Here is a 26,735-nt window from a genome sequence, read left to right on the forward strand (position 1 = left end):
CATATAGATGTAGTGGTCTTAAACCTTTTAATTTACGATAAATTGCCCCTACTCCTTTGAGCCAATTAATGACAAAGCTTACATGGTAATTTAAATTTGAGGAGTTGATTGATTTAGCAAAACCCATAATCAGCAATGAATTTTGATTCTTACAAAGAAAATAAAGGTAACATTCTCCTAGTAGACGACCTTCCTGAAAATTTACAGTTATTAAGCGATTCTCTGATCCAACTCGGCTACACTGTTCGCAGCGTCACTAGTGGGCGGATGGCACTGAAAACAGTAAAGGTGAAACAACCAGACATCATCCTTTTAGATATCAAGATGCCAGAAATGGATGGCTATCAAGTTTGTAAAACCCTCAAAGCGGATGAGGATTTACGCACTATTCCCGTCATTTTTGTGAGTGCTTTAGATGATGTGTTCGATAAAGTCACCGCCTTTGAGTTAGGGGGAATAGACTACATCACTAAACCTTTTCAGATGGAAGAAGTTGTAGCGCGCATAGAAAACCAGTTAACCATTCAACGCCAGCAACGGCTTTTAGAACAAGAAAATATTAAGCGCAGAGAAACTGAAGAGATTCTGTATCAGTCAAGAGCAATGCTGGCCAGCATTTTGAATAGTTCACTTGACGGTATTGCCGCTATGCAGGCTGTTCGTAATCCCGCAACCGGGGATATTGAAGATTTCCGTTGCTTAGTTGTCAACCCAGTCATTGCTAGAGCGTTCGGCCGTAACCGTGAAGAGATGATCGGCAAATTGACACTCAAAAAATTCTTAACCACTTTTAAGCCAGAACTCTTTAATCTCTTTGTTAATCTCGTTGAAACAGGGGAACCTATAAAACGGGATTTTTACCATCCATTAGGCAATTCTTGCTGGTATCACTTTGTCGCAGTAAAGCTAGGTGATGGGTTTGCTATTACCATACGCGACATTACAGGACGTAAACAAATTGAACTGGCTCTCAAAGATGCAAATCAGAAACTAGAACAACTGGTAAATGTAGATGGTTTGACTCAGGTGGCTAACCGTCGCTGCTTTAATGGACGACTGCAAGCAGAATGGAAACGCCTTGCACGAGAACAACAACCCCTGTCACTGATTTTATTCGACGTTGATAAATTCAAACTTTACAACGATTACTATGGTCATCTTGCAGGCGATGATTGTCTAATTAGGATAGCGCAAACAGTGCAACAGACAGTTCATCGTCCTACTGATCTTGTGGCGCGTTACGGCGGAGAAGAATTTTCGGTACTCCTCCCCAATACTGACTTAGCAGGAGCAATCAAAGTAGCACAAAGTATTCAGCAAGTAATTCACGCTCAAGCTATTCCCCATGTAAAGTCTGATGTCAAGAATATAGTCACACTTAGTTTAGGTATTACTTCTCTCATCCCCGTTTGGGATGTTAAACCAGATACACTTATCGCTTTAGCCGATAGAGCTATGTACAATGCCAAACAAGAGGGGCGCGATCGCTATTGTACTAATTAGACATCTGGCGAAAATTAAATAATGCATTCCCTGAAAATAAAACCTTTTTAGGGACAATTCATGTAGACGCATTTGCGGAGCATCTCCTAGAGAAGCGGCTTCCCGCAGGCAGGGTATTTTCCCTACACCAATTTTTTAGATATCTCTTGAAATATTTTTTACAGGCAAATTAATTTTTTCTGGGTGTTTATCCAGTACTCACAGATATGTAAACTTATTGCCTCTCACTTGATTAATTCTTTACACAATCTGTATTATGTGCATATACTACTTTTACTCTATCGAGTTACCGTAGTATATACGCGTTAAGTAAGCAAAGAGAACTTTTATGACACTGACTGCAACACAAATTCAGATTACGCCTACCAAAGCCCCTCTAGGAGCAGTTGTTACTGGGATTGATGCCAGCGTTGCGGCGCAACCAGAAGTAATCCTGCAACTCAAGCAGGCGTGGCGCGATTACCACGTTCTGATCTTCAAAAATCAACAATTGACTGACGACCAATTATTAGCGTTTGCGAATTACTTTGGCGACATTCTCCAGCAACCTGCCTATATCCGTAAAGGAGAAACCGAGCCGTACCTGCCGCCCCTTGTTCTTACCCTTGCAAATGCCGCCTCCGAAGAAAGTTCCGTCAATCTTGCACCTAACTATCGTGAACTTTTACCTCACATCGATCATGACTGGTTGCCTGCACCATCTAGTGGTTCCTTTTTATATGGTGTAGAACTGCCTGAAAATGGCCCCGATACCTATTGGGTGAATTTGATTCAGGCTTATGAAGAACTAGATGATGCTACTAAAGAGCAAATTGCTGGTTTGCAAGTACGTCATTTTAGTTCTTTTTCAAAGCTGTATAAGGATGAATACTCTGGGCCTATTTACGCAGCGGGACGACCTGCTGAACCTGGTGAACGTTTAGCTACCCATCCGCTAGTTCGTACTCACCCCGATACTGGAAAGAAAGTTCTCTTTCTAAATGCAGCTGGAGAAGTGGACATTGTTGATTACGACCCAGTGGAAGGGGCAAAGCTAATCGAGCGGTTACGGGAACACATTAAGCAACCCCACTATGTTTATCAACATCACTGGAGTAAAGGCGATTTGCTTTATTGGGATAATCAGGCAACAGCTCATTACCGCCCAGAATTTGATCCTAATGCAACCCGGATTTTGAAGCGGGTTAGCATTCGGGGAAGTCGTCCTTTCTAAAGTTCAACTAGCTAAAGGTTGTGAATTTTAGTCATTAGTCATTAGTCATTAGTCATTGGTGCTAATGACTGATGACTACGATTTCCCCCGCTTGAAGCCGGGGGATGAGTTCAGATCGTTCCCAGTCTGAAGACTGGGAATGTATTCCAAGGCTCTGCCTCTAGTCAGCCCACTGGAGGCGGAGCCTCCGAGAATGGGTTCCCAGCCTCCAGGCTGGGAACCAGTTAGGGCAAGGCTTATAGCTTTTATTAGTGCCATTCGACTAATGACTTCGATTTCCCCCCGGCTTCAAGCTGGGGGATGAGTTAACGTCAAGATGAGGAGGAGAATCATGGTCAGACCGCAAATTGGAAAGTACTCGATATCCAGACGTGATTTACTTTACGCTTTCTATGGGTTAGTGTCTTTTACTACCTTAGTCAGTTGCGGAAAAAACAACGGTAGTGCAAATAACAGCAGCACAACCTTGAGTACTAATGTCACTAACACTAATAGTAAAGCCGCTACCAAGCTGATTCGACTTGGCTACCAAGTTTCCGGGGATCTGACCCACGAAAAAGGTGCGATCGAAAAACGGTTGGCTCCTCAAGGAATAGGTGTTACTTGGTCTCAATTTGTTTCCGGGCCTCCACTCTTGGAAGCCTTAAATGTAGGTAGTATTGACCTGGGCCCGGCAGGTGAAACGCCACCGATTTTTGCTCAGGCCGCTGGTACCAATCTGATTTATGTAGTTAACACCCCGCCTGGTACTGGAGAAGGTTCAGCAATTATCGTACTAAAGGATTCTCCTTTTCAGACATTGGCAAGTCTAAAAGGTAAAAAAGTTGCTTATTCTAGAGGGACGGCTCAGACCTTTTTTGTAGTGAAAGCTTTGGAAGAGGTAGGGCTGAAAATCAGTGATGTTGAATCAGTGAATTTGCCTGTTGCAGATGGACGAGCAGCGTTTTTGAACAAGACAGTTGATGCTTTTGTCGAAGGCGATCCTAATCTGATCAAGCTGCAACGAGAAGGCAGTATCCGAGTGTTACGAAACGCACAAGGAATTAAGACGCCAGGAGGTTATTACTTAGCTTCACGGGATTTTGCAACTAAGAATGCTGAACTTTTGAAAGCAATTTTGTCAGAGTACTACGAGGTTGGGCAGTGGGCAAACAAAAACAGGCGGGCTGCTGCCGAAATTCTCGCACCGAAGGTTAAGACTGATGTGGATACTATGGAGTTAACACTGGCGAGAAGAAAATATGATATGAAACCAATTACTGAAGAAGTGATTAACGCTCAACAGAAGGTTGCCGATCTTCTATATCAACTGAAAGTAGTACCGAAATCGGTTGATGTTCGAGGGGCAACTCTAACTAGTCAAGAGTATGCAGCGATTACACCGGATGCTGTTAGAAATAAAGCGTGAACTTTGAGGGTAAAGCTTGCTACAAACCATTGCCAGCTTACTATCTGTTCTGCTCATCGACTTTAAGAATGTACAACTGGCTAATGTAGCAAGCTTATTCTCGTCGGTTTTGATAATCTTCAGAAGACTTTGGATCTAACTCCCAGCGATCGCCGTCACGTTGCTCTAAAATATCGTTGGTATGGAGAAACTCAGAGTCATCCATTTCTAGCCCCACTGCTATTTCTAGCTCCTCAGTGACATTTTGATCGGGAGTGGCTGTACTACCACCAACAGCCTCATCCCCAACGGCATCTGCATCTTGCCAATAAGCATCAACATCCCCACCAGTGAGTTCAGGACTAGTTTCTGTATATTCGTCTCTTTCTGCTTTAATTGAGCGGCCACCAATATTGTATCCTGGCAAGTCTTTCACGCCAGTTCCGTAAGATTCGGTAATTTCTTGCGGCAAATCTTTGGTTTTAATTTTGTCAGGATGATTTTTTTCTGCCATGATATTACCTCTTTTGTGCATTCTTACAATAACGTTTTCCTGTCACTATTTTGTCTAACTAGAGATGTATAGCTGAGAAAATAATCTATCCCCTGGGAACGAAGCTAAACTAGCGATCGCCCCATAAGATTGTATATGTAAATTCATGGTCAAGCAACTTGTAGTTGAAATTTTTAGTTATGAGTTAGGAATTATAAAACTGAGCTTATTCAGTTGCTAAATTCTCGCTCATAACTATTTTTTGAAATTGCCTACCTAAATGCTAAACAACAAAATATTCAATACTAGAAATAAATAGGTAATACCATCAATGACTGACAATAACAATCATTCCGGCAAGAAAAAAGTTGCAATCTTGATTGAACAGGCGGTAGAGGATGCAGAATTTACAGTTCCTTATAATGGACTAAAACAAGCAGGAATCGAGGTCGTAGTCCTGGGTTCCCGAATGAATGAAAAATATAAGGGTAAACGCGGCAAACTTAGCGTCCAAGCTGATGGTACTACAACGGAAGCGATCGCAGCCGAATATGATGCTGTAGTGATTCCCGGCGGTATGGCTCCCGATAAAATGCGACGGAACCCCAATACAGTAAGCTTCGTACAAGAGGCGATACAACAAGGAAAGTTGGTCGCTGCGGTTTGCCACGGCCCACAAGTTTTGATAGAAAGCGATTTACTCAAAGGTAAACAAGTCACTGGGTTTATTGCTATTGCCAAAGACATCATTAACGCTGGTGCAAATTATTTAGATGAGCCTTTAGTAGTTGACGGTAATTTAATTACATCTCGTGAACCGGGAGATTTGGCAATTTTCACCACCGCTATTTTGAGCCGTTTAGGCTATGGTGGCAAAGATGTCGCATTGCCAAATGAAAAAGACACAAGTGCTGAATGGTGGAAACTCGCTGATGCTTGGGGTGGCTCAACTAAAGGTGATATTGGCAGAGGTTTAAATACCGCCCTTACTGGTGAACGTTATTCACTAGAAGCATTGAATAAGTACTTGGAAAAGGAATCAGATAGCGAAGTAAAATCACTCTTTCAAGAGATTATTGCTAATAAACAACACCACATTGAAAAACTGGAAACATATCTTCAGCATCTAGGCGAGAAACCCTCTTTAGGGTCAAATATTGCTAATCAGTATGCCAAGGTGAAAACTGCTTTGACAGGAAGTGATGACATCTATCAATTACGTTCCGCTTTGGGGGATGTGCAAACGGGTATTGGCGATATTGGTAATTTGTCTGCGATGTTCACCGACCCAGTAGCAACTGCTATTTTCAAAGAAATTTATCAGGATTTATTGAAATCCGAAAAGCGATTAGTAGAGTTGTATCGGGTGCGGATAAGCGCTCAGATTCAGCCCCCTAAGCCGACTACAGGGGCCGCTATCTCAGCGTAACAAACCGCTGATATATATCAGATCAAAGCGCAATACTTGACACAGTTAGTATTCTGTCCGATTAATTTTATGGGGCTCCTAGATCCCCGACTTCTTCAAGAAGTCGGGGATCTGAACATTACTAACCTTCTTCCCTCCTGCCCCTACCTCCTGCCTTATCTCAACGACAAATATTTACGCCTACTTAAATTGCTGTAAACATTTAGAAGGTGAAGGTAGTTCTTAGCGTACCAATGATTGCATCATCGTTGTTGTTGACAACTTGACCAGGATTGGTTAACCAAATAATCCCAGGAGTAATAGAAATGTTGTCGGTTACGCGATACTTATAGAAACCTTCAAAGTGGTATGGCTTATCACCACCATTACCTCCAACATAAGGTTCAACACCTGCGAAAATTCCTAAAACGTTGCCCTTCTTACCGAAGTCTGGTAGAGCTACCCCAGCTCCATAACTCCAAACTTGACTATCATCATTAGCACCAAAGCCTGTGATGTCGTTGTAAACTATAAAGCCACTAATAGATAGTTTGTCACTAGGTTTGAAAGCAGCCTCAAAGCCGTAGGAATTACTCGAATATGGATTGCCGCCACCGACAAGGTTGGCTTGTGCAGTCCCGACTACACCAGTAGTTGTACTTGCGGAGCCTGCATCGAATAAAACAGTACCTCCATTATGATAACCGTGGACGTAGGTTGCAGCTAAGGTAATGCGATCGCCTATTTTTAAGTTCAACTGTCCTAAAGCAGCATAGTTACCATCGAATAAACCCGTATTTATACCAGGGTTATTCGCTTGAGATCCCAAGTAACCCAAGGTTAATGAAGGTTGGAAGCCACCGCCACCTTTACCAAAGGCTAAGTTAACGCCGATACCTGCACCACCTCCAATCCGATAGATTGGGCTTTCGGAGGCAAAGGTAGACAAAGCACCGTTACCGCCATCAAAATCTTCAAAGTATGGGTTGACGGTAGGAACGTAATCGCTCTGAATACCTCCACTAGCAGCTATGTAAACTTGGGAGTTGCCAATGGGGAAGTAATAAGACAACCAGTCGATAAAAACACTGTTGTTGGTAGAAGGTGACAGGTTAAAGGTTTGAGTTCCTTCAAATGTGCCACCTGGTAAAGCCAATCCAATTGCATTACCAGCTGCAAGCCTAGTATGCAAAGTATCTTTACCTGTGAAGCTGGTTTGCAAGTCTAAACGTACCCTGTCTTGGAAAACAGTATTGTTGTTGTCGTTGTTGCCAAAGTTGTCGGTGATAGCAAAAATGGCTTCACCTACCAATTTTGTGGTAGTGGAAAACTGATGTGCTTCCAGTTCAGCAGTCCGTGTTTCTAGAGAATCTACTCGACCACGCAGAGTTGCTAGTTCTGCCGAGAATTCCTCTTGTAAACGCTGGAGAGTAGCCAAATCCTGTTTTGTCACTAAGTCAGCGGTGGCTGTGGCAATCAGTTCATTAACCCGATCTAAACAAGCATTCAAACCTGCGGCAAACTCATAACGAGTCAGTGCCCGATTGCCACGATAAGTAGAGTTTGGGTATCCTGCTATACAACCGTAGCGTTCAACTAAGGATTGTAAAGCTTGGAATGCCCAGTCAGTCGGCTGTACATCAGAAAACTGAGAAACTGATGTGACTTGAGACAGTGAATTCTGGTTCTTGCCTTCGGTGCTGTAGCGATTAACTTCTTCTAAAACTTTATTATCATCAGTCTTTTGGGCAAACAACTGCTGATTAACTTTTGGTTGCTCTGTTTGAATAAATATTGGAGCAGCAGAAGCTATTGGTGCTTCTGCTTGAGCAGCTTTTGCCTTTGTATCTTCAGAAGAGCTTGCTACTGAAGTAGCCATAGCTCTAGCGGAAACCAATACCGTTACTCCCAAAACTACTGGACTTAGTACCAGAGTTTTCCACAATAGATGAGACATTTTGTATTTTCCTTTCCCAAAAAATAACCGAAATCAGTTGGTTCAAGAAAAAGAGAATAAGCAATTATTCTACTTGTTTGAAATCTTATCAGATTGCTGTTACCTCAGCTATGTCTAATAAAATTTTCCCTGATGAAGAATCGTAAAGTATTGCAAATGGCTTATTTATCTCAGGTCGTATTTATCCGAGATTTTTGCTCGATTTTGTGCAATTTATAGACTTTAGCTTCTTGTTTTTAACAAGAATTTATGATAAACACTACCCAGGAGTCAGAATTTATAAGAAATATACAATAATTTAGTATATTGCATTCATCAAATATTATTCTTATTCTTTAACTATTCTGACTCCTGAATTCTGACTCCTGAATTCTTCTTATTTCAAGCAGTTAATTTTTCATAAACATTAGCGGTTGTTGTTTCTAATTCCAAAATGTGATATTTCTCTGACTCAGAGGTTCCATATATCGTCAGAACCATAGCGTCGATTAAAGCTTTGGCTTTTAGCAGCGTTTCCTGAAACTCCATTTCCGGCTCAGAAAGGGCTATAATTCCGCCACCAATACCAATGGAGGTTTGATCGGGAGTCAAAACAGCAGTCCGAATCACAATATTCAAATCGGCTGAACCATTTAAGCCCAAAAAGCCGATCGCACCTGAATACACTCCTCGCGCTTCTTGTTCTAGGCGATCGATAATTTGCATGGTGCGGATTTTGGGCGCACCTGTCATCGATCCTCCGGGAAATGCAGCCTGTATGCAATCCACCGCTTGTAAATCTGAACGTAATCGCCCGCGTACCGTTGTCACCAACTGATGTACTGTTGGGTATGTTTCCACATCCATTAATTTTGGTACGTAGATGCTACCAATTTCACAGACTCGTCCCAAATCATTGCGTAACAAATCCACAATCATGAGATTTTCAGCCCGGTCTTTTTCGCTGTTGCGTAGCTTCTCATAAAGGACGAAATCGGCTTCGGGGGTTTCTCCTCGTGGTAGGGTTCCCTTGATGGGCTTAGTTTCTACCCAACCTTGGCGATCAATCCGTAGAAACCGTTCTGGAGATGAACAGGCGATCGCAATTTCACCAAAGCGTAAAAATGCAGAATAAGGAGCCGGATTGATTTTACGTAATGTCCGATAGAACGCCAATGGATCGGGGGTTGCATCGGTGTAAAGCTGATTAGTCAGGCAAACTTGATAGGTTTCCCCTTCGTGAATTTCGTCCAAGCATTGGCGTATATCTTGGATATAATTTTGATAACTGCGACTCAAACGGAACTTAACTGGCTGACAATTTTCTTGGGGTATAAGGGAAGAAAGAGGTTTTAAAGTTTCGAGTTTTTGTTGGATAGTATTAAACCAAGTTTCTACCTGTTGTGTTTGTCCTTTTTTAATTAATTGCAGCAAATAAATACACTGTTCTTGATGGTCGATAGCAATCATGCGATCGGCAAGTAAGAAAATTGCATCAGGTAATGGTGAAGAATGCACCAATGAAGATCCACACTCCGCCTTGAGTTCATAGCCAAAATAGCCAACAAATCCACAGTTAAAATCAAAAGGTAACTCATCAGATTGACAAAATCGGCAGTCTATTTCTCGCTTCAAATACTCAAAAATACTTTCGGTGCGACGAGTCACGGTATCTGACTGTGTGATGATGATTTCTTGCGTTTGGGTATGGTATCGTACCAATAAACTGTTTATCCCACTTCCATCACCCATAAACGAGAAGCGAGATAAATCGGGTTCTACACGACTGCTATCTAGCCAAAAAGCGTTTGATGCATTCTCAAACAACTGTACAAATATTTGTTCTGTATTTGGGCAGATATCTAACTTGCGCGTATACAATTCAAATTTTTCTTCTTGTTCTTGGCAGGGTTGAACCATATCAGGAGTAACAGATTTATATCCAATCCAATACTGTTTTTCTGGACTTATTGACGATTTTTTTGGAAATTGCAGCGTTATATCTCGAAAGTTTTCTAGTAATTTTTTCCCATATTCTGTACAAATAGACTCTGGGTGAAACTGCACACCCCAAAAAGGTAAATTACGATGACGCAATCCCATCACCAATCCTTCTTCAGTCCAAGCAATTTTTTCTAAACACTCAGGTAGTTCATCAGCAACTAACAAAGAGTGATAACGCACCACAGAAAAATTACTAGGAATGCCTTGAAATAATTCCGAATTATTATGATAAATTTTACTGAGTCTACCGTGTCGAACTTGCGGTGCGTGAATCACTCTTGCACCATATAGGTAGCCAATTCCTTGATGCCCTAGACAAACTCCTAGCAAAGGCACATCCACATTCTCAATTATTTGCCGACAGACTCCAAAATCTTCTGACCTCTCTGGACGACCTGGGCCAGGTGAAATCACAATGTTGTCAAATGCAATTTCTTTCAATTCATCCCAGTTAAGCTGATCGTTATAAATTACTAGAGGTAATTCACCATTTACCTCGGCAATCATCTGGTAAAGATTAAAGGTATAAGAGTCATAGTTATCAATAATTAACGTTTGCATACATAGTCAATTAGCTAGCACATATAGCAATCCTAAATCATTCGTGAAAGATTAGATCCCCGACTTCTTGAAGAAGTCGGGGATCTGGATTAAGTTCTATAGGCACATCTTCAAAAAGAAAGGGTTTAAGAAAATTTTCCCGCATGAATAATGGCTTGTTTGCCAAAGGTCACATTTATACGAGAATTTCGCTCGATTTTGTGCCATTTCTAGATTTTACCTTCTTGTTTTTAACCCTAATTTGTGGTAAGTCTTTTTTGTCTTTGTAAAAGTAACAGATTTCCACTAGAGTTGGCCATATTTCTAGAGAACCGTGAAATTGGCTAATGACATCATCAATAATTCTGGAAACGTTTTGCTGGAAAAAGTCTGGTTCAAATCCATAAAATACTCTCGATAAATTCTCAGCAAATAATTGAAGAGACAGTTTACGTTCTTCATTCTGGGCAGATATTGAGGCTTTGATTACCTGTCTGTGGATAGCAGCAATTTTTTCCAGAATTTCCTCAGAGTCTTGCAATGTTACTTCGCCAGAGTAATCAAACTTGATTCCCAAGTCATCAAGATGATAAACACTGCTTTTAATCTTCCTTTTGAGGAGGCTGCATATTTCCTCGTTAAAGAGTTCACTAGCGAGAGGATTACGCATATAGTTATTTCTAATATGGTTTTGGACAGCATCAACGTGTGCAGCCACAATGCCCTCTTGCTGTATCCAAATTCTATAGATATAATCTTCAAATCTGAGTCGAGTTGGAAAAAATGGTGGTAAACCTAGCTGATTGTCATATCCAGCGACTCCACAATCCATTCTCCAGTTTTTGTTAGTAATAACAGGTCGGAAATTAGTAAGAATATAAAAATCATTTAGGTCATTTGGACTAATTTGGTTCTCATCATTGAGATACATGTGAATAAAATCAAGTGTATCGATATCATTAGTTCCTGTGCGAAAAGTTTGGGCAATCTTGACGATGGCATTATTTAATACTTTCCCTGGTTGTAATAAGAGGCTGTTCTCTCGAAAGTAACCTTTGGTTGTGTTAGTTTCTAAATCCATTGCTGTATCAAGAACCAATTCTCCAGCCTCGAAGTTTTCTGGTACATGGCTGGCTTTTTGACCGAGAACATCACCAAAAGCTGTGAGTAAGTCAAAAGATTTATGGACGTAGCCACCTTGTTGGTTGGACTTGATTAATTTTCCTCGACATATTTCATCACCTGATAAAGATTCTGGGCTAGTTTCGATTAATGCATCTGGCCGCATATCGTCATCGGCACTAACCATTAAATGACCAAGGGTATACATCAGCGTGAAATTGCGATTTCCTCCATAACTTGGTCGGAATAGGTTTTTGACTAGTGATTCTAGCTTGCGATCGCGCAGTCTTTCGTTTAAAAATGTAATAAATTGCTCTTTCTCTTGGGGCCCGACATAAAACACATCATTAACTGTCTTAGTCTGCTCTAAAAGCGGGTAATATTTCTCATGGTTGGCAATGCTAGAATCATCAAAGACGATAATTTTTACAGCATGACCATTTGACCGGAAATTCTCATCGTACTTTTCGATAGTCTGTGCTACATCTCTCAGTCGATGAGTCGGAATAACAAATACCGTTTCTTTCTGTTTCATAAAATTTGTTCAGGTTTTTCAAGTAAATTTTTAACAATTCAAACTCTATTTCAGGGTGATCAGCTTACTAATCGTTGCATCCAGAATGAGTAAACTCAATTAAACCGATAAATCGCTACCAATTTCCAGCTTATTTTTGCTATCTTCCAACTGTTTCCAGAGTGCTGCAATTTTGTTGAATGCTTCTTCTGGAGATAGTTTTCCACCAGTTTCTAAACTAGTAATGTAACTAACTCTTTGAGAAAATTCTTGGAGGTTTGCATTAAATACTAAGTTATTTGGCTGAAATTTACCGTGGTAGCGATCGCGAGGATAGAGAAAACTATGTTTATCTTCATAATTGGGCTGTGACATTAATTTACTCCTGATGAAAAACCTGAGTTGCTATTAGATAGTTGATTGCAGCGACCTGATATAATCCTATTTGGTAATACTGTTTCACAGAGATTGATATAATTACGGCTCTGGATATCATTGTTTTTTGAAGCTGGCAATTGAGGCGGGTACAGGTTGCTTGTATGATAAGAAGGATGACGAAGCGCGGAAAACTCACCTATTCAGGACTGTAATCAGAGCAATTGAGTGCTTGTTTTGTTAGAGCAATAGCTGGCTGTACTGCACACTTTAGATAACGGTTGTTGTTAAAAAAATGGCAGTTTTCACAGGGATATTGCTGTAAATGTTTGATTCTTACTATTTCATCTTTCTCTTGTGCCGTATTATCTGGGGGATCTTCTAGTGCTTTGCAGAAAGATGAAACGAGATAAACGATCATTGCCCAAACAATCATGAAGGAAATATGAGCCAAAAACACTGCTACGAAGGGGATGTCTCCGTTCTGTGGTTTTGTATCATTCTGTGTGATCTTTGCCAAGTTAGCTTCAAGAAGAGTGGACTGGCTAACACTTTTTTGGGCAGATACATCAAGTCGGAAAATTTCCGAAGTATGCATATTAAAAACCTTTTGTTAATCGAACTCATATTCAGTAAAATTCATCTAAATTAAACAGATTCCAACAAACAATTGTTGAGAGAATAGTAAACAGAATGAATTTTCTTGAGAGTTACTTTGAGAGCGGGAACCATCATGGAATGGGTTGCTATTGCTAAAACGTAGTCTCCAGCAAAAATAGTTGGATTCTCTGTTGCTGAGATTACTTGAATCTCTCTTAAAATCCCTACAAAAACGCATCGCTCAGGTAATTGGATTTCAGTTAAATAAAGACCGCAGTAGATGCTATTATCTTCGATAAAAACACCAAGTAGGCTTGGATCTAAAACTTTTTTATTTTCTAGCATAAAACATTTTTTAACTCTAATAATATTGTCCAATATTTTAAATAAAAATATGTTTTTCTGTAGATATATTTTCAAGATATATAATATGTATTAAACAAATATTATTATGTTTATTTATTAGTTAATTAGGTCTATATTTAGAGATATAGTTATGATATAAACTAAGAGCTTTTAGTTAAATAACGAACCGCAGAGGCGCAGAGAATACAGAGGAAGAGAGAAGGATTTTACCCTGCAATGTTGATGTGGTGGACTGCTGTGGAACAGTCGTAAGGGCACAGCATTGCTGTGCCCCTACCGCGTGCGTGGTCTATTTAACTGAAAATAGCTTTAAGTAATCTGCGTTTATCCCTTAATCTGATCGAGAGCTAAATTCAGCTTTAAAACATTAACCCCAGGTTCGCCAAAGATGCCGAGAAAGCGGCCATCGGTATTTTGAGAAATCAAAGTTTCCAGTTGATTCGGTTGAACTCCCCGCGCCTTGGCTACTCGTGCAATTTGCGCGATCGCAGCTTCCGGGGTAATGTGGGGGTCAAGGCTGGAAGCAGAGGTGTAGACTAAATCGCCAGTGGGTTGCACACCTGCTTTTTTCAGACGATTCAAGTCACCTTCAATTTTTTTGCTGGGGTCGGGGTCATCTTTACCTTTGATGCGTTCCAGCAATGCGGGATTACTGGGAGCCAAGTTACTAGCACCGGAAACCCCGGTTTTCAAAACTCCCCCATCATCCTTTTTGGGATCGGCTGTGCTGTAGCTGGTGGTGCTAGGACGGCTGTTAAAATAGCGATCGCTAGTAAAAGGTTGACCAATTAAGGCAGAACCCACAACTTGACCGGCGCTATTTTTTAGTAGACTACCATTTGCTTGAAACGGAAACACAATCTGCCCAATGGCAATCATCGCAAAAGGATAAATAATTGCTCCAATTACCCAGAGTACCAAGGTAGAACGAATAGCTCTACTAGCTTCGCGTGCAAAACTCATTAGAATTTCTCCGGTACAAACATTACAAAGAATAAATAGATGGAAAGCCCTAGCGTCGTCAGTCCTAACAATCCCAATCCCCAAGATTGACTGCGGGAAAGTTCTTCACCAGTCGCGGCATAGACCATAGGCGCAACCACTAGGTTGAAACACATCGCCAGGAACAAATACAGTGGTAGCTTTTGTCTACGCCATTGATACCAGATTTCAGTTATTTCTTCTAATACTTGGGCAGCGATTGCGCGGCGGAGATGAACAGGTTTCATAGTAAATTAAGACAAAGGTAGGATAATATCTATCAGTTTGATGGCAATGAAGGGAGCAATGATGCCGCCAAGGCCATATATCAAGATGTTGCGACGTAGCAGTTGATCTGCTGTTAAAGGTAAGAACTTCACCCCTTTGAGTGCTAGCGGAATTAATGCGGGAATAATCAGGGCGTTGTAAATCAGCGCCGAGATAATCGCAGATTGGGCACTCTTTAATCCCATAATATTCAGTGCGCCGATGCCAGCCGCAGCAAAGATTGTGGGAATGATGGCAAAATACTTGGCAATGTCGTTAGCGATGGAGAATGTTGTCAATGCGCCACGAGTAATTAGCAACTGTTTACCTATGGTTACTAAGTCAATTAACTTCGTGGGGTCAGAGTCTAAGTCCACCATGTTAGCAGCTTCTTTAGCAGCTTGCGTCCCAGAGTTCATTGCCACACCCACGTTTGCTTGAGCGAGGGCAGGCGCATCATTAGTACCATCTCCAGTCATTGCTACCAGCTTACCCTGAGATTGTTCCGAGCGAATCACCTCAATTTTGTCTTCTGGAGTCGCTTCAGCAATGAAATCATCCACCCCAGCCTCTTCGGCAATTACCGAAGCCGTAATTCGGTTGTCACCTGTCAGCATAACGGTGCGAACACCCATACGGCGGAGTTGGTCAAACCGTTCCCGCAGTCCAGGTTTGACAATATCTTTAAGGTAGATAACCCCATAAATATCGTCATTTTGGCAGACAGCTAAGGGTGTACCTCCTAACCGGGAAACTCGCTCATAAGCTGCATCTATATCATCAGGAACCTGGCCGCCACGAGAACGGACAAACCCCTTAATGGCATCTACCGCCCCTTTCCGAATTTGTCTGCCATCAGGTAAATTCGTACCACTCATCCGGGTTTTTGCAGAAAATTCCACACCTTCGGCTTTATCGATATTGAAATCTACCCCAGCCTGGGACTTTTCTGCTAGTATCACAATTGATTTGCCTTCTGGCGTTTCGTCAAACAAGCTAGCAGCTAGGGAGACTCGCGCCACGTCTATTAGTGAGTGGTTATTTAGAGGAATAAACTCGTCAGCCATCCGATTACCCAGTGTGATAGTGCCTGTCTTATCTAGCACTAAGGTGTTAATGTCACCGCAGGCTTCTACCGCTCTACCAGAGGTCGCAATAACATTAAATTGGGCAACTCTGTCCATCCCCGCAATCCCGATCGCACTGAGCAAACCACCGATCGTTGTGGGAATCAAAGCTACCAGTAGGGAGATGAGAATGGCAACGCTAGCACCTGTACGCAAACTGTTTCCCGCCTCAGGACCAAAGGCTGTGCTGATAAAGGTGGCAATATAGCCCACGTAGGGGGGAATGGTTGACACTACAATCAAGAACACCTGTGTTAGTACTGCTAGCAATACCGTCAAGGCAATTTCGTTGGGTGTCTTGGTGCGTTGTGCCCCTTCTACCAAAGCAATCATCCGATCGATAAAGCCTTGACCAGGATCGGCACTAATGCGAATCGTCAACTCGTCGGAAAGTAAGCGTGTACCTCCTGTCACCGAACTGGCAATATCTGTACCTGGTTGCTTTAGTACAGGGGCAGATTCCCCAGTAATAGCCGACTCATCCACTGAACCAATACCTTTAATGACATCCCCATCGGCGGGAATCATGTTATTTGCCACCACCTGAACTATATCGCCCCGTCGCAGTTCCGTAGAACTGACTTTTACTATGGAACCATCAGGGAGGATTTTGTTAGCGATCGTGTCCGATCGCGTCGATCGCAGTGAATCAGCCTGTGCTTTACCGCGTCCTTCCGCCACGGCTTCAGCAAAGTTTGCAAAAAGGAGTGTGAAAAAGAGAATGAAGGTAATCAACCCATTTAAGAGGCGTTGTTGGTTGATATCTGCCTGAATTGTGCCAAATAGATTTGGGTTAAGGGTGACAAGAAAGGTGACAATTGTCCCTACCCAAACAACAAACATAACTGGGTTTCTGACAGTAATTCGAGGATCGAGCTTGATAAATGACTCACGAACTGCTCTTTGGTAAAGTCCCTGTAAATCAGCTTTGGGAGTATGCTTGCGCGAGTCACGAGTTCCAGATGGAATCCGGGATGAAGGAGAATCAGTAGTAGTTGGCATAGATTAAATTTTAGGGATTGGGAATTGGGGATTAGGGATTGGGGATTTGGGATGGAGAAGAGGCAGAGGGGCGGGGTGCTGGGGACAGGGGGAAAATTCTTCTCCCTAGCTCCCTGCTCCCTTGCTTTTTCATCTCCCTCATCCCCCATTCTCTACCCGATACCTTTGCCGATAAAAAAGGCTTCACCGATGGGCCCCAATGCCAGCACTGGGAAGAATGTGAGTGCGCCCAAGATTAAAATTACGCCTGCGGTGACGCCTGTAAATAGTCCGGTGTCGGTTCGCAATGTACCGGTTGTGTAGGGAACAGCTTGCTTGCGGGACATGCTATCCGCTAGCAGCAGTAGACCGATGATTGGTACATAGCGTCCGGCTAAGAGGCTGAAGCAGGTGCTTAGGTTCCACCAGAGGGCGGTTACGGTAGTTTTTGTACCAGTTGCGATCGCCAAGGGAGAGGGTTGTGAATCGCCTAAACCTTCAAACCCAGAACCGTTGTTAGCCGCAGCTGAGGCATATTCATAGATAACTTGAGAAAAGCCATGAAAGCCAGGATTACTAATCCCTGCCAATTGGTCAGGAAAAGCTAAGGCGATTCCCCCTGGAATCAAAATGGCGATAGGATGAACTAGCAAAATCAAGAAGCTAGCCAGGACGACTTCACGCTTTTCAATCTTGCGTCCCAGAAATTCTGGGGTGCGTCCCACCATCAAACCTGTGACGAATACCGCTAAGATGCTATAGGCAAACAGGTAAGCTGTTCCTGTACCCTGTCCACCCCACATAATTTGCAGAAACATATTCGAGAGAAATATAAAACCGCCTGCGGGCATGAAGGAGTCGTGGAAACTGTTGACAGCACCGCACATAGTACCAGTTGTACTTACCGCAAACAGCACGGATTCTGCCCAACCAAAGCGGACTTCTTTACCCTCTAGGTTCGGTTGCTGACTGCCCAAAAGCGTATTTACAGCCGGATTACCGTTATATTCTCCAATGGCGGTGACAATCAGAAATCCGATAAAAATTATACCCACCATCCCGTAGAGTAACCAGGCTTGTTTGGTGTTATTTGCAAACAACCCATAAGTATAAATTAGGGATGTGGGAATCGAAAGCATGGCCACAATCTGAATTAAATTAGAAAATCCGTTGGGATTTTCAAAAGGGTGTGCCGAGTTGATGGCAAAAAAGCCGCCGCCATTCTCGCCTAGCTGTTTGATAATCTCAAAGTGGGCAACTGGGCCAAGAGCGATCGCCTGACTGATATTAGGATCTTCTAAGGTCGGAAATACTGCTGGCCCAGCTAAGGTTTCTGGCACACCAAGGGCAATAAAGATGATGCCGCCGACAATACTAATCGGCAGCAAAATTCGGGTAATCGAGCGAATTAGGTCTACATAAAAGTTACCCAAAGGTCTACCCGTCAACCCTCGAATAAAGGCGATCGCGACTGCAATACCTGTTGCCGCTGAGGTGAACATGTGGTAGCCCAGCCCCAACATTTGACTACCGTAGCTCAAGTAGGTTTCACCAGAATAATGCTGCTGGTTGGTATTAGTAATAAAGGAAATAGTGGTATGTACTATGGTGTCCCAAGTTGGGGCATCTATCTTGGTTGGGTTAAGCGGTAGCCATCCCTGATTGGCTATGAGGAAGAAAATCAGCAACCCCATGACTACATTGCTGTACAGGATTGCTCGCGCATACTGCCAACCCGTCATATTTTCTTGAGTTGGAACGCCAACCAAAGAGTAAAGCACTCGCTCAACCGGATTCAAAATCACGTCGAGAAAAGTTCTTTGCTCTAGGAATACACGCGCTATATATCTCCCAAAGAAGGGAGTAATCGCTACTATAATTAGTAGCGTTAATGCAATTTGAATCCATCCTTGTAACATGAGTTAGTTCAACTCCGACATGAGTAAAGTTGAGATGGTTATTAGATATTTTTCTTTCATGATTCACAAAAATAAATGAAGTATATTAACATGTTAGATGCCAAAACCTTGAGCCAAATTTATCTGAATAATTGCCGAATAAGTACTCAGTATCGGTGTTAATCGTGCAAATTTCTCCTATCTTCAAAGCACTACTCATCATCTATTGATGTGCTTTTGATATCAATGATGGAACTTTTTTTGTCAGAAAACAAGGTATAACTTAATATTTAAACTAAGATATATGAGTTAGGTAGCTCTTGTATATCGAGGTATATAGATTATTTAGTTGAATATATATCTGCAAGTATAGAAATCTAATCAGATAGTAAATAAACAGTTATTTGGCGAAAAAGTCAACTGATTATTTGAATATTGCTTAGATTTAATTAAGACTTACGCACACTCTACGAATTCTCATCGCTCTTTGCTAAATTCTGACTCCTGAGTTCTGAATTCTTCTCATAAACTTCAGGGTTGACACAATTAGCCAAGCGATCGCCCCTCAATCCCGCGATTAAATTAGCGATCGCCATTGTTGCCATTTTTGAGCGCGTTTGACGGCTGGCACTGCCAATATGAGGTGCAATAATTAGATTATCTAAGGTTAACAATAGGCTATCGCTGGGAATCGGTTCGGGTTCGGTGACATCTACAGCCGCAGCAGCAATTTGACCACTGGCAAGGGTACGATACAGAGAATTTGGATCTACAATCGTTCCCCGCGCCGTGTTAATTAAAATAGCCGATCGCTTCATCATTTCAAATTGGCGATCGCTAATTAAATGATAAGTATCATCATTCGATGGTGTATGCAGTGTCACAAAATCAGATTCTTGCAGTAAGTGTTCTAACGTAGCAAACTCCACACCTAAAGATTGTTCTAATTCTGGGCTGCATCGTTGCCTACTCGTATACAAAATACGCATTTCAAACCCTTTGGCACGACGCGCAACTGCTTGTCCAATTCGCCCAAAACCAACAATTCCCAAGGTTGCACCCGTAACATTTGGCCCCAATAACAAATCTGGTTCCCAAGTCTGCCACAAACCTGCACGGGTAAACCGATCTGCCTCCACTACTCGCCGTGCAGCTGCCATTAGTAATGCCCAGGCAAAATCTGCGGTAGCATCGGTTAACACCCCAGGAGTATTACCGACGGGAATTTGCCGTGCCGTCGCGGCGGCAATGTCAATGTTATCGTAACCCACCGCCATTTGACTGATGACTTTGAGTTTTCCAGACTTGATGAGTTGCCGATCGATTGGGTCAGTCAGCAGACATAGCAATCCATCTATTTCCTTCACCTTTTCTAGTAAAATTTCGTAGGGAGGGGGTTGACGTTCTGGCCAAACTTCGACAATGGCAAGCGATCGCAGTTGCTCTAATTCGATGGGTAGACGACGAGTAACGAAGACTTTAGCCTGAAGCATAGTTTTGAAATAATTTTTGGATAAAGGGACGCTTCTTGCATCAGTTCTCCTTAAAATATCATGGCGTAAATTCAAAACCTGATAAAGTTGATTTTTGTTATGTGAAAATGAGCCGTGATGTTCCAATCAACCAGTAGAGAGTTTACAGACACTCATCACAAGCCGTTGGAATTCAAAAGCTTGTCGCGTAGTTTCTGTAATGGGCCATATTTTAGAGACTTCCGCAGAATGTTTTTGGAAATGATGGCTTTAGACCAGATACATCTTTTTGAATCCAGACAGGAGGCTTTTAGTGATGATACGTATTCCGATAGTGATTGAAGGAGAGGTGAAAACTCTATCGCCAGGTGGACAGAATATTCTGCTCGAAAAGATTATTAAAGACTTTGCAGAACGTTTTACACCTGGAGGAAAACTGATTTATATTGGTGATACAGATGAAAAATTCGCGCATTTCAATGAAGTGGCATTGAGAGATTTAGGTGTTACTATCGATTCTCATGGTAAAATGCCTGATATGATTATCCACCATCTAAAAAATGATTGGCTAGTTTTAATTGAAGCTGTAACTTCTCATGGGCCAATTAACCCTAAACGAAAGAAAGAACTTGAAATTATCTTTGCTAATATAAAAATTCCCCTTGTCATGGTAACAACCTTTTTAAGTCGGAAAGCGATGGTGGAGTATTTGGCTGAAATTGCTTGGGAAACCGATGTTTGGGTTGCGGAAGATTCTACTCATCTCATTCACTTCAATGGAGAATATTTATTACAGGCTTACAAAGTAGATAGAGATTCTGAAACGGAATAAACTATTTTTAAGTTGATTCAGATATAGGACTCCTATTTGATTTTTGAACAAGACTAAGAGAAAATACGGAGATAAATACAAGTCTTAAATATTGCCATGATGTCATTTGGATGTCATAGTAAAAGAGTTAAGGTAAGAGGTGGGAAAATGAGTAACCTATCTACAACGGTTTTATTTACCAGAAGCTTTAAAGTATTTAAAATCCCTTTAAAGTATTGGGAAATTAAAAGAGGTGGTTTATTCTTCACTGAACAGGAGTATCAAAGAAGTGGATGTGATTCCAACTTAATGATTAAGCTAGATGATGAGCATTGCATGATATCCGATTTATGGACTGTGGGATTAATCGACAAAGATACTGACGTTTATTTTGTTCTCAAAGCATGAACAAGCCTAAAAAATTAAGAATTCCAGCGAGGTACAGTCACTCACAGTAAAGTAACGTCAAGAGCCGGAATTCTTAGCGTCCGCAGTACCTATTCCTATTGAAATCATCAATATTTTATTCTCCTTTTTTACAACTAGTATAATAAGGCAAAAGTAAAAAGAAAAAATGCTTATTTTGTAAGCTTTTTGGCTATTTTAAATGGGTGGTTTATTTATGCCGTGTTGTACTAGTGATATTGACTTGATGCTGGAATTAGGCGAGATCGCAAGCCCAAAGTTTTGAAACTGTTTTTCGGGTTTAGCTGAGATAGCTGTAAGTGCGATTCCCAGCTGAACCCTAAATTTGCATTCAAATACTGCTAGATATTATTGACTTGATTTAATGACTTGATTTAATATCTATCATTACGCAAATCATCGACCACATCTCTACTAACAGCAATCTCTATACGACGCTTGGCTTGATTAATATTAGCTTCTGCTCTGTTACGTAAACCGACAGCAGAACGGTTATCTTCTTCTTTGGATATATCTTTCTCCGCACTCCGCAACAGTTTATAAATAGCACGTAACCTATCTAGATGTGCTATGGAATTATCAACTGGCGGATTATCATCTACATCTTTACGATCATAAACTGCTGCTCTATCAATCTCTCTAATCGCGTTATGAACGTTTTGATATGCTATTTTTGTTTCCTGGACAACATTGGATTCATCAGAATGTTGCAGCAGTATTTCAGCTTTACGCAGGTCACTACGTGCATGGAGATAATAGGGGTGCTTGCCAGAAATATCTCCCAAAGCAATGCCATGACTCAGAGAAACTGTTAGCAATCCAGTCAAGATGCCAATCGAACTGATTTTACGCGTCATCATAGTTTGGAGTTAAGTAGAAAATCTAAACCCATTTAAAAATTAGACTCCTTCATCGCTCAAAAGGTTTAATCTTATATAGGAATTTGGTTTGATTCCTGAATTTAGTTGCGTGGTGCGCGTTGGCGTTGGCAAAGCCTCTCGTAGAGAAGCGCAGCGTTAGGGAGTCATCAAGGTCACGAGCGTTACCCGTTCGCTCTTAGCGACCAACATAGGGTTAGCCGAGCACTAGCGGCAGGTGCGATGTTTGATGTGATAAACCAAACCACGGTGAGCGAGATCAATGGAGTCAATGGTGGCCATCCCAGCACCACTGGCGGTCATCGCAGCATTCACCCGCATATTTACACTGTCGCCACAGGCTGACCAAACATTAGCTACGGTCGCTAAACTATCTCGAACGTTATAATCAGTTTCGCCACGGAAAGTCCGAGAAAAAACTGGGCCTCGGTTCCGCAAAAAAGTACTCTGCCCTTAGTCTGCCAGTGGTTGCGGGAGCAACATAGCCCCGATAATCAGCATCATAGAGGGAAATTTGAAAGCCTTGGGGTAATTTGATCGGAATGCTCAAATTACAACTTTTTCGCCTTTGTGCTGAGACATTCCCGATGGCTGCAAACTTGTCAAATAGACTTATCCGCAAAACGTAAATGCTTACTGTGAATGGGTTTGAGCAATTCAGATTGAATAGGCGATCGCTATCTTACTCTACGAGAAAATAGGTGTTTGGCGGCATTCTGAGACAAAAAATTAAAATTAGAGTAAAAAGTACAAAACGATGAAATCAATTTCAGGATAAAAAATTAAGTATTAATGGTTAAGGATACTAAGCGATTAAGTCTTAACCTAATCAGCCCACAAACTGCCAGAATTACCTGACTATATCGATGACGAGCGAGACGGAATTTTTCCGAGGCTACTCGAAATATTTTTACCCGACATATCATGTGTTCAACGGCAATTCTGCGAGACGAAAGTTGTTTATTCTCTTGTTTTTGGAATTCCGAAATTTCTGTATTCTTTCGTTTCTTATGAGGTGTGGTAATGGCATCATCTCCAATATAAGCCTTATCACCTATAAACCTTTGTGAGTCAGCAAATTTATTCCGAGTATCTCGAAATAAATTAATATCACTTGTTTTTCCCAGCATTCCCACACAGATATCTACAATATCTTCACCACCTGGTAAGACAATAAACTGGTTTTTTAGAGTATGCATTTTTTTCTTACCAGAGTAATATCTTTTTTGTTCTTGATAGTCTACAGGTCTCGCTGTAGCCTGTTCTGCACTATCAACAATTAATTCATACTCGGACAGCATTTGCTGCAATTCTTGATATTTTTGACTATCTACTGACGCTTCTTCTATTTGAGATGCTGGTAAAATTTCTCTCAAAATATCTACCCAATAGTTAAAAGCATCATTCGCTTTTGTTTTGGAAATATCAAAGAGTAACCCTAAAATTTCAAAAATTGGTTTTTGTCTGAGGTAAACTAGACACAAGCATATTCCTTCTTTCGGTGACATCTCTGGTTTGCGTCCGCCTCCCTTGGCAATAATCCGAACTTTATTTTTTTCAATTTCTGCTTGTTTCTCTCTATGCCTTTTTTCCGCTAAGGATACCAATGCTAAAAACTGGTCATAATTAATCCCTATTAATCGTTTTGCTTCGTGGGGATGTGATTCAATTCTTGCTAAAGGGTTTGTCATATTATCTACATATAATTTTTACTCCGTTTTTTATTATCCCACTTTGTTTATATTAAGGATAAGTCTAATAGAATGGTTAGCTCTTGACCATCGGGGCTAACGCTTACACTGGCGGATTCATTGGGGCAACCGCTACCACCATAGCTTGCACCTAAAATTTCAACTTTGGCATCAGCAAAGGCGGGGCTAACTGAAGTAGTAATGAATGTAACAGCAGCAAGAAATACTTTTACAAATTTCATAACTTTTTGATCACAAATGAACTAATCAGATTTATTTACAGTGACATTCTGCTGTTGGAAATCATGGTTGAATTAGATGTAGATTGTATAAGTTGTACTGAGAGCTTTCAAATCGTTACAGAAATCTCAAATTTAGTTGCTTTCAATTATCTATGATTTAGAGAGTAATATGGGTATCGAAAGGTAATAGCTATTATGCTCTCTAACTCACTAAGTCAAAATGGAAAGCTTACAAGCACTCTATCGCTACAATATTCTTGCTACAATATTCTTGCTACAATATTCTTATTCTGTTAGCTACCCAAACTAGAATTACTGAAAAAATTATGGGAGTGCCAAACAGTATGCTAATTAAAGATCAAGAAAAGAGTTATTATCCCTTGGATTGTTTTTTGTTAGGACTTATCTTTCACCACCAATTGAGATTAATACCTCTTTTTCATAGTCTTAGTGTGGCTGACTCCTACCTGGTAACATCGATCGCTCCCAAAGTAAAATTGTCGCCATGACTAACTCAACTCCAATGGATGATAAAAAGAAGCTCCCCAAGAAGAAAGGCAAGTCGCTTCCTCCCAAGCTGATTATCTGGCTAGGAAAGTTTGTCTGGACGAGTATGTGGCAGATAATGATGTCAAACCTTGCTCCTCGCAATCAGTCGGGAGCATATATTCGTCCTAATAGCCAGTTTCGCAAGTTCATCGGCACAGAGTCAGGGAATCCACACCCACCAGCAACGGGGCGCTACAAACTCTATGTTGGGCTGGGCTGTCCTTGGGCACATCGAACTTTGGTTGTGCGATCGCTCAAAAAACTCGAAGCCGTAATATCAGTATGTATAGTCTCTCCTTCTCCCATTGAAGGCGGTTGGATATTTAACGAAGAAGAAGAAGGTTGTCGCACACTGGCTGAATTTTATCAGAAGGCAGAACCGGGCTACAGTGGGCGCTCTACAGTGCCAGTACTATGGGATAACGAAACAAAAACTATTGTTAATAATGAGAGTTCAGAGATTATCGTCATGCTGAACTCTGAGTTTAACGAGTTCGCCAACAATCCGACGCTAAATCTCTACCCAGAAGAACTTAAAGAGAAAATTGACTGGTGGAATGAAAAGATTTATCACGCGGTAAATAATGGTGTGTATCGCTGCGGCTTTGCCCAGACTCAAGAAGCATACAATCAAGCCTGTAACGAACTGTTCGCAACTCTCGATGAGATTGAACTTGCATTGCAGGCTAATCGCTATCTCTGCGGTGAACATTTGACACTTGCAGATGTGCGGTTATTTACAACATTATTTCGGTTTGATAGTGCCTACTATGGGCTATTTAAATGCAATAAGCAGCGAATTCGAGACTATCAGAATCTCGGAGCTTATCTACGTGACTTGTATCAGCTTCCCGGTGTGGCTGACACTTGCGACGTAGAAACTGTGAAGCGAGACTACTACGGAAACCTATTCCCACTCAATCCCGGCGGAATTATCCCCAATGGCCCTGATATGTCCTATCTTAATCAACCACACGATCGCGATCGCATTGGCAAGGTGAATGCTTCATGAATCAGATTAATCGGGTTGCAATTGTCGGTGGAACTCATGGCAATGAGTTTACAGGAGCCTACTTAGTCCATAAATTTGCCCAGTTTCCTGATTTAATTACTAGATCGAGTTTTGAGACAGTCACACTGTTAGCAAATCCCAATGCTTTTGCTGCAGCAAGGCGATATGTAGAGAAAGATTTAAATCGCTGTTTTCTCAAGCAAGACTTACAAGATTCGACTCTGAAAAGTTACGAAGAATTGCAAGCTAAGTTAATTCAGGACACTCTAATATCAAATGGGGATAAACAAGCAGATTTCATCTTAGACTTGCACAGCAGTACAGCTAATATGGGTTTGACAATTATTTTGGTAAACAGTCATCCCTTAAACTTGAAATTGGCTGCTTATCTGAGCCAGATTAATCCTTTGGTTAGAATTTATCGTTGCTCTTTTCAATCTGTTGAAGAAAACCCATTTGTAAATTCTCTGTGCGAATTAGGCTTTGCATTCGAGGTTGGCCCAATTGCCCAAGGTGTCTTAAAAGCAACACTATTCCAACAAACAGAAGAACTTGTTCACGCGCTTCTAGACTATCTAGAACAGTTTAACCAGGGTGAAATCCGATCAAATAACGAAACCTTGACTCTCTATGACCACTTATCAACTGTGGACTACCCAAAAAAATCTGATGGGACAATCTTTGGGATGATTCATCCAGAACTTCAGGATAATGATTATCAAGCCTTGAATCCAGGAGATCCGATTTTTATAGCCTTTAATGGTAAAACAATTGTTTATGAGGGTGCATCTACCGTTTGGCCGATTTTTATTAATGAAGCAGCTTACTACGAAAAAGGAATTGCAATGTGTTTGACCCAGAAGCAGCAAATCAATATCTAAGATGTGAATCAAATTTTTGTATGATTGCTTTTGATTTCAGGCGATTGTATAAACTCAA

General features: G+C 41.4%; 23 protein-coding genes and 1 pseudogene. 8 read left to right on the forward strand and 16 right to left on the reverse strand.

Annotation, left to right across the window (positions count from 1 at the left end):
- The first annotated feature begins 135 nt into the window (after window positions 1-135).
- The 3 genes from FD723_RS22485 to FD723_RS22495 all read left to right on the forward strand — a co-directional run bounded on the left by FD723_RS22485 (window position 136) and on the right by FD723_RS22495 (window position 4,124).
- Window positions 136-1,503: a diguanylate cyclase domain-containing protein gene (locus FD723_RS22485; RefSeq protein ID WP_179067344.1), complete on the forward strand. Its 1,368-nt coding sequence runs from the start codon at window positions 136-138 to the stop codon at window positions 1,501-1,503.
- Window positions 1,504-1,831: 328 nt separating this feature from the next.
- The gene (locus FD723_RS22490) at window positions 1,832-2,716 is read left to right on the forward strand and encodes a TauD/TfdA family dioxygenase (RefSeq protein ID WP_179067345.1); all 885 of its coding nucleotides are present in this window, start codon (window positions 1,832-1,834) and stop codon (window positions 2,714-2,716) included.
- A gap of 331 nt (window positions 2,717-3,047) precedes the next feature.
- Complete coding sequence (locus FD723_RS22495; RefSeq protein ID WP_179067346.1) at window positions 3,048-4,124, forward strand: aliphatic sulfonate ABC transporter substrate-binding protein; 1,077 nt, start codon at window positions 3,048-3,050, stop codon at window positions 4,122-4,124.
- Between the two features lie 94 nt (window positions 4,125-4,218).
- Here FD723_RS22495 and FD723_RS22500 read toward each other — a convergent pair whose 3' ends face one another.
- A complete protein-coding gene (locus FD723_RS22500; RefSeq protein WP_179067347.1) occupies window positions 4,219-4,617 on the reverse strand; it encodes a DUF6335 family protein in 399 nt (132 codons plus the stop codon).
- 310 nt (window positions 4,618-4,927) lie between these two features.
- Here FD723_RS22500 and FD723_RS22505 point away from each other — a divergent pair, with 310 nt between their 5' ends.
- The gene (locus FD723_RS22505) at window positions 4,928-6,025 is read left to right on the forward strand and encodes a DJ-1/PfpI/YhbO family deglycase/protease (RefSeq protein ID WP_179067348.1); all 1,098 of its coding nucleotides are present in this window, start codon (window positions 4,928-4,930) and stop codon (window positions 6,023-6,025) included.
- Window positions 6,026-6,227: 202 nt separating this feature from the next.
- On the opposite strand, the gene FD723_RS22510 is transcribed toward FD723_RS22505, so the two are convergent.
- The 11 genes from FD723_RS22510 to FD723_RS22560 all read right to left on the reverse strand — a co-directional run bounded on the left by FD723_RS22510 (window position 6,228) and on the right by FD723_RS22560 (window position 20,208).
- Window positions 6,228-7,961: an iron uptake porin gene (locus tag FD723_RS22510; RefSeq protein ID WP_179067349.1), complete on the reverse strand. Its 1,734-nt coding sequence runs from the start codon at window positions 7,959-7,961 to the stop codon at window positions 6,228-6,230.
- 381 nt (window positions 7,962-8,342) lie between these two features.
- Window positions 8,343-10,505, reverse strand: a complete 2,163-nt coding sequence (gene pabB / locus FD723_RS22515) for an aminodeoxychorismate synthase component I (protein ID WP_179067350.1) — start codon at window positions 10,503-10,505, stop codon at window positions 8,343-8,345.
- Between the two features lie 175 nt (window positions 10,506-10,680).
- Window positions 10,681-12,141 carry a hypothetical protein gene (locus FD723_RS22520; RefSeq protein WP_179067351.1) on the reverse strand — a complete coding sequence of 487 codons (1,461 nt, stop codon included), beginning with the start codon at window positions 12,139-12,141 and terminating at the stop codon, window positions 10,681-10,683.
- A gap of 99 nt (window positions 12,142-12,240) precedes the next feature.
- Window positions 12,241-12,495, reverse strand: coding sequence for a hypothetical protein (locus tag FD723_RS22525; protein ID WP_179067352.1), 255 nt, complete (start codon window positions 12,493-12,495; stop codon window positions 12,241-12,243).
- Between the two features lie 199 nt (window positions 12,496-12,694).
- On the reverse strand, window positions 12,695-13,093 hold the full coding sequence (locus FD723_RS22530; protein ID WP_179067353.1) for a hypothetical protein: 399 nt from the start codon (window positions 13,091-13,093) through the stop codon (window positions 12,695-12,697).
- 50 nt (window positions 13,094-13,143) lie between these two features.
- Window positions 13,144-13,440, reverse strand: coding sequence for a TrkA C-terminal domain-containing protein (locus tag FD723_RS22535; protein ID WP_179069235.1), 297 nt, complete (start codon window positions 13,438-13,440; stop codon window positions 13,144-13,146).
- A 345-nt stretch (window positions 13,441-13,785) separates the two neighbouring features.
- On the reverse strand, window positions 13,786-14,424 hold the full coding sequence (gene kdpC, locus FD723_RS22540) for a K(+)-transporting ATPase subunit C (RefSeq protein ID WP_179067354.1): 639 nt from the start codon (window positions 14,422-14,424) through the stop codon (window positions 13,786-13,788).
- Window positions 14,424-14,690, reverse strand: coding sequence for a potassium-transporting ATPase subunit F (locus FD723_RS22545; protein ID WP_179067355.1), 267 nt, complete (start codon window positions 14,688-14,690; stop codon window positions 14,424-14,426). The genes kdpC and FD723_RS22545 overlap by 1 nt, the downstream gene beginning before the upstream one ends.
- A 6-nt stretch (window positions 14,691-14,696) precedes the next feature.
- Window positions 14,697-16,838 carry a potassium-transporting ATPase subunit KdpB gene (kdpB, locus tag FD723_RS22550; protein ID WP_179067356.1) on the reverse strand — a complete coding sequence of 714 codons (2,142 nt, stop codon included), beginning with the start codon at window positions 16,836-16,838 and terminating at the stop codon, window positions 14,697-14,699.
- A 152-nt stretch (window positions 16,839-16,990) separates the two neighbouring features.
- The gene (kdpA, locus tag FD723_RS22555; RefSeq protein ID WP_179067357.1) at window positions 16,991-18,736 is read right to left on the reverse strand and encodes a potassium-transporting ATPase subunit KdpA; all 1,746 of its coding nucleotides are present in this window, start codon (window positions 18,734-18,736) and stop codon (window positions 16,991-16,993) included.
- Window positions 18,737-19,182: 446 nt separating this feature from the next.
- Complete coding sequence (locus tag FD723_RS22560) at window positions 19,183-20,208, reverse strand: D-glycerate dehydrogenase (protein WP_179067358.1); 1,026 nt, start codon at window positions 20,206-20,208, stop codon at window positions 19,183-19,185.
- A 295-nt stretch (window positions 20,209-20,503) separates the two neighbouring features.
- Here FD723_RS22560 and FD723_RS22565 point away from each other — a divergent pair, with 295 nt between their 5' ends.
- Window positions 20,504-21,019, forward strand: a complete 516-nt coding sequence (locus FD723_RS22565) for a BsuBI/PstI family type II restriction endonuclease (protein WP_179069236.1) — start codon at window positions 20,504-20,506, stop codon at window positions 21,017-21,019.
- 147 nt (window positions 21,020-21,166) lie between these two features.
- Entirely contained in the window at window positions 21,167-21,406 is a 240-nt protein-coding gene (locus FD723_RS22570; RefSeq protein ID WP_179067359.1) for a hypothetical protein, read from the forward strand.
- A gap of 392 nt (window positions 21,407-21,798) precedes the next feature.
- Here FD723_RS22570 and FD723_RS22575 read toward each other — a convergent pair whose 3' ends face one another.
- From FD723_RS22575 to FD723_RS22590, 4 genes and pseudogenes are all read right to left on the reverse strand, one after another.
- Complete coding sequence (locus FD723_RS22575) at window positions 21,799-22,284, reverse strand: hypothetical protein (RefSeq protein ID WP_179067360.1); 486 nt, start codon at window positions 22,282-22,284, stop codon at window positions 21,799-21,801.
- A gap of 225 nt (window positions 22,285-22,509) precedes the next feature.
- A pseudogene (locus FD723_RS43905) lies at window positions 22,510-22,912 on the reverse strand (DUF4360 domain-containing protein); the annotation flags it as partial.
- Window positions 22,913-23,084: 172 nt separating this feature from the next.
- Entirely contained in the window at window positions 23,085-23,993 is a 909-nt protein-coding gene (locus FD723_RS22585) for a transposase family protein (RefSeq protein WP_179064638.1), read from the reverse strand.
- Window positions 23,994-24,040: 47 nt separating this feature from the next.
- Window positions 24,041-24,235, reverse strand: coding sequence for a DUF4360 domain-containing protein (locus tag FD723_RS22590; RefSeq protein ID WP_179067361.1), 195 nt, complete (start codon window positions 24,233-24,235; stop codon window positions 24,041-24,043).
- A gap of 505 nt (window positions 24,236-24,740) precedes the next feature.
- On the opposite strand from FD723_RS22590, the gene FD723_RS22595 reads away from it, so the two are divergent.
- Window positions 24,741-25,796, forward strand: a complete 1,056-nt coding sequence (locus FD723_RS22595; protein ID WP_256874903.1) for a glutathione S-transferase family protein — start codon at window positions 24,741-24,743, stop codon at window positions 25,794-25,796.
- Entirely contained in the window at window positions 25,793-26,677 is an 885-nt protein-coding gene (locus FD723_RS22600; RefSeq protein ID WP_179067362.1) for an aspartoacylase, read from the forward strand. The genes FD723_RS22595 and FD723_RS22600 overlap by 4 nt, the downstream gene beginning before the upstream one ends.
- Window positions 26,678-26,735 lie beyond the last annotated feature (58 nt).

This window comes from Nostoc sp. C052 (assembly GCF_013393905.1).
GTDB lineage: Bacteria > Cyanobacteriota > Cyanobacteriia > Cyanobacteriales > Nostocaceae > Nostoc.

What these genes read in the sequence shown, in the direction of transcription:
- FD723_RS22530 (WP_179067353.1), bottom strand. Translation starts at nt 13,093, where the DNA reads ATGCATACTTCGGAAATTTTCCGACTTGATGTATCTGCCCAAAAAAGT.
- FD723_RS22560 (WP_179067358.1), bottom strand. Translation starts at nt 20,208, where the DNA reads ATGCTTCAGGCTAAAGTCTTCGTTACTCGTCGTCTACCCATCGAATTA.
- FD723_RS22525 (WP_179067352.1), bottom strand. Translation starts at nt 12,495, where the DNA reads ATGTCACAGCCCAATTATGAAGATAAACATAGTTTTCTCTATCCTCGC.
- FD723_RS22520 (WP_179067351.1), bottom strand. Translation starts at nt 12,141, where the DNA reads ATGAAACAGAAAGAAACGGTATTTGTTATTCCGACTCATCGACTGAGA.
- FD723_RS22500 (WP_179067347.1), bottom strand. Translation starts at nt 4,617, where the DNA reads ATGGCAGAAAAAAATCATCCTGACAAAATTAAAACCAAAGATTTGCCG.
- FD723_RS22485 (WP_179067344.1), top strand. Translation starts at nt 136, where the DNA reads ATGAATTTTGATTCTTACAAAGAAAATAAAGGTAACATTCTCCTAGTA.
- FD723_RS22590 (WP_179067361.1), bottom strand. Translation starts at nt 24,235, where the DNA reads ATGAAATTTGTAAAAGTATTTCTTGCTGCTGTTACATTCATTACTACT.
- FD723_RS22565 (WP_179069236.1), top strand. Translation starts at nt 20,504, where the DNA reads ATGATACGTATTCCGATAGTGATTGAAGGAGAGGTGAAAACTCTATCG.
- FD723_RS22585 (WP_179064638.1), bottom strand. Translation starts at nt 23,993, where the DNA reads ATGACAAACCCTTTAGCAAGAATTGAATCACATCCCCACGAAGCAAAA.
- FD723_RS22570 (WP_179067359.1), top strand. Translation starts at nt 21,167, where the DNA reads ATGAGTAACCTATCTACAACGGTTTTATTTACCAGAAGCTTTAAAGTA.
- FD723_RS22545 (WP_179067355.1), bottom strand. Translation starts at nt 14,690, where the DNA reads ATGAAACCTGTTCATCTCCGCCGCGCAATCGCTGCCCAAGTATTAGAA.
- pabB (WP_179067350.1), bottom strand. Translation starts at nt 10,505, where the DNA reads ATGCAAACGTTAATTATTGATAACTATGACTCTTATACCTTTAATCTT.
- FD723_RS22595 (WP_256874903.1), top strand. Translation starts at nt 24,741, where the DNA reads ATGACTAACTCAACTCCAATGGATGATAAAAAGAAGCTCCCCAAGAAG.
- FD723_RS22535 (WP_179069235.1), bottom strand. Translation starts at nt 13,440, where the DNA reads ATGCTAGAAAATAAAAAAGTTTTAGATCCAAGCCTACTTGGTGTTTTT.
- kdpA (WP_179067357.1), bottom strand. Translation starts at nt 18,736, where the DNA reads ATGTTACAAGGATGGATTCAAATTGCATTAACGCTACTAATTATAGTA.
- FD723_RS22600 (WP_179067362.1), top strand. Translation starts at nt 25,793, where the DNA reads ATGAATCAGATTAATCGGGTTGCAATTGTCGGTGGAACTCATGGCAAT.
- kdpB (WP_179067356.1), bottom strand. Translation starts at nt 16,838, where the DNA reads ATGCCAACTACTACTGATTCTCCTTCATCCCGGATTCCATCTGGAACT.
- FD723_RS22495 (WP_179067346.1), top strand. Translation starts at nt 3,048, where the DNA reads ATGGTCAGACCGCAAATTGGAAAGTACTCGATATCCAGACGTGATTTA.
- FD723_RS22510 (WP_179067349.1), bottom strand. Translation starts at nt 7,961, where the DNA reads ATGTCTCATCTATTGTGGAAAACTCTGGTACTAAGTCCAGTAGTTTTG.
- kdpC (WP_179067354.1), bottom strand. Translation starts at nt 14,424, where the DNA reads ATGAGTTTTGCACGCGAAGCTAGTAGAGCTATTCGTTCTACCTTGGTA.
- FD723_RS22505 (WP_179067348.1), top strand. Translation starts at nt 4,928, where the DNA reads ATGACTGACAATAACAATCATTCCGGCAAGAAAAAAGTTGCAATCTTG.
- FD723_RS22490 (WP_179067345.1), top strand. Translation starts at nt 1,832, where the DNA reads ATGACACTGACTGCAACACAAATTCAGATTACGCCTACCAAAGCCCCT.
- FD723_RS22575 (WP_179067360.1), bottom strand. Translation starts at nt 22,284, where the DNA reads ATGATGACGCGTAAAATCAGTTCGATTGGCATCTTGACTGGATTGCTA.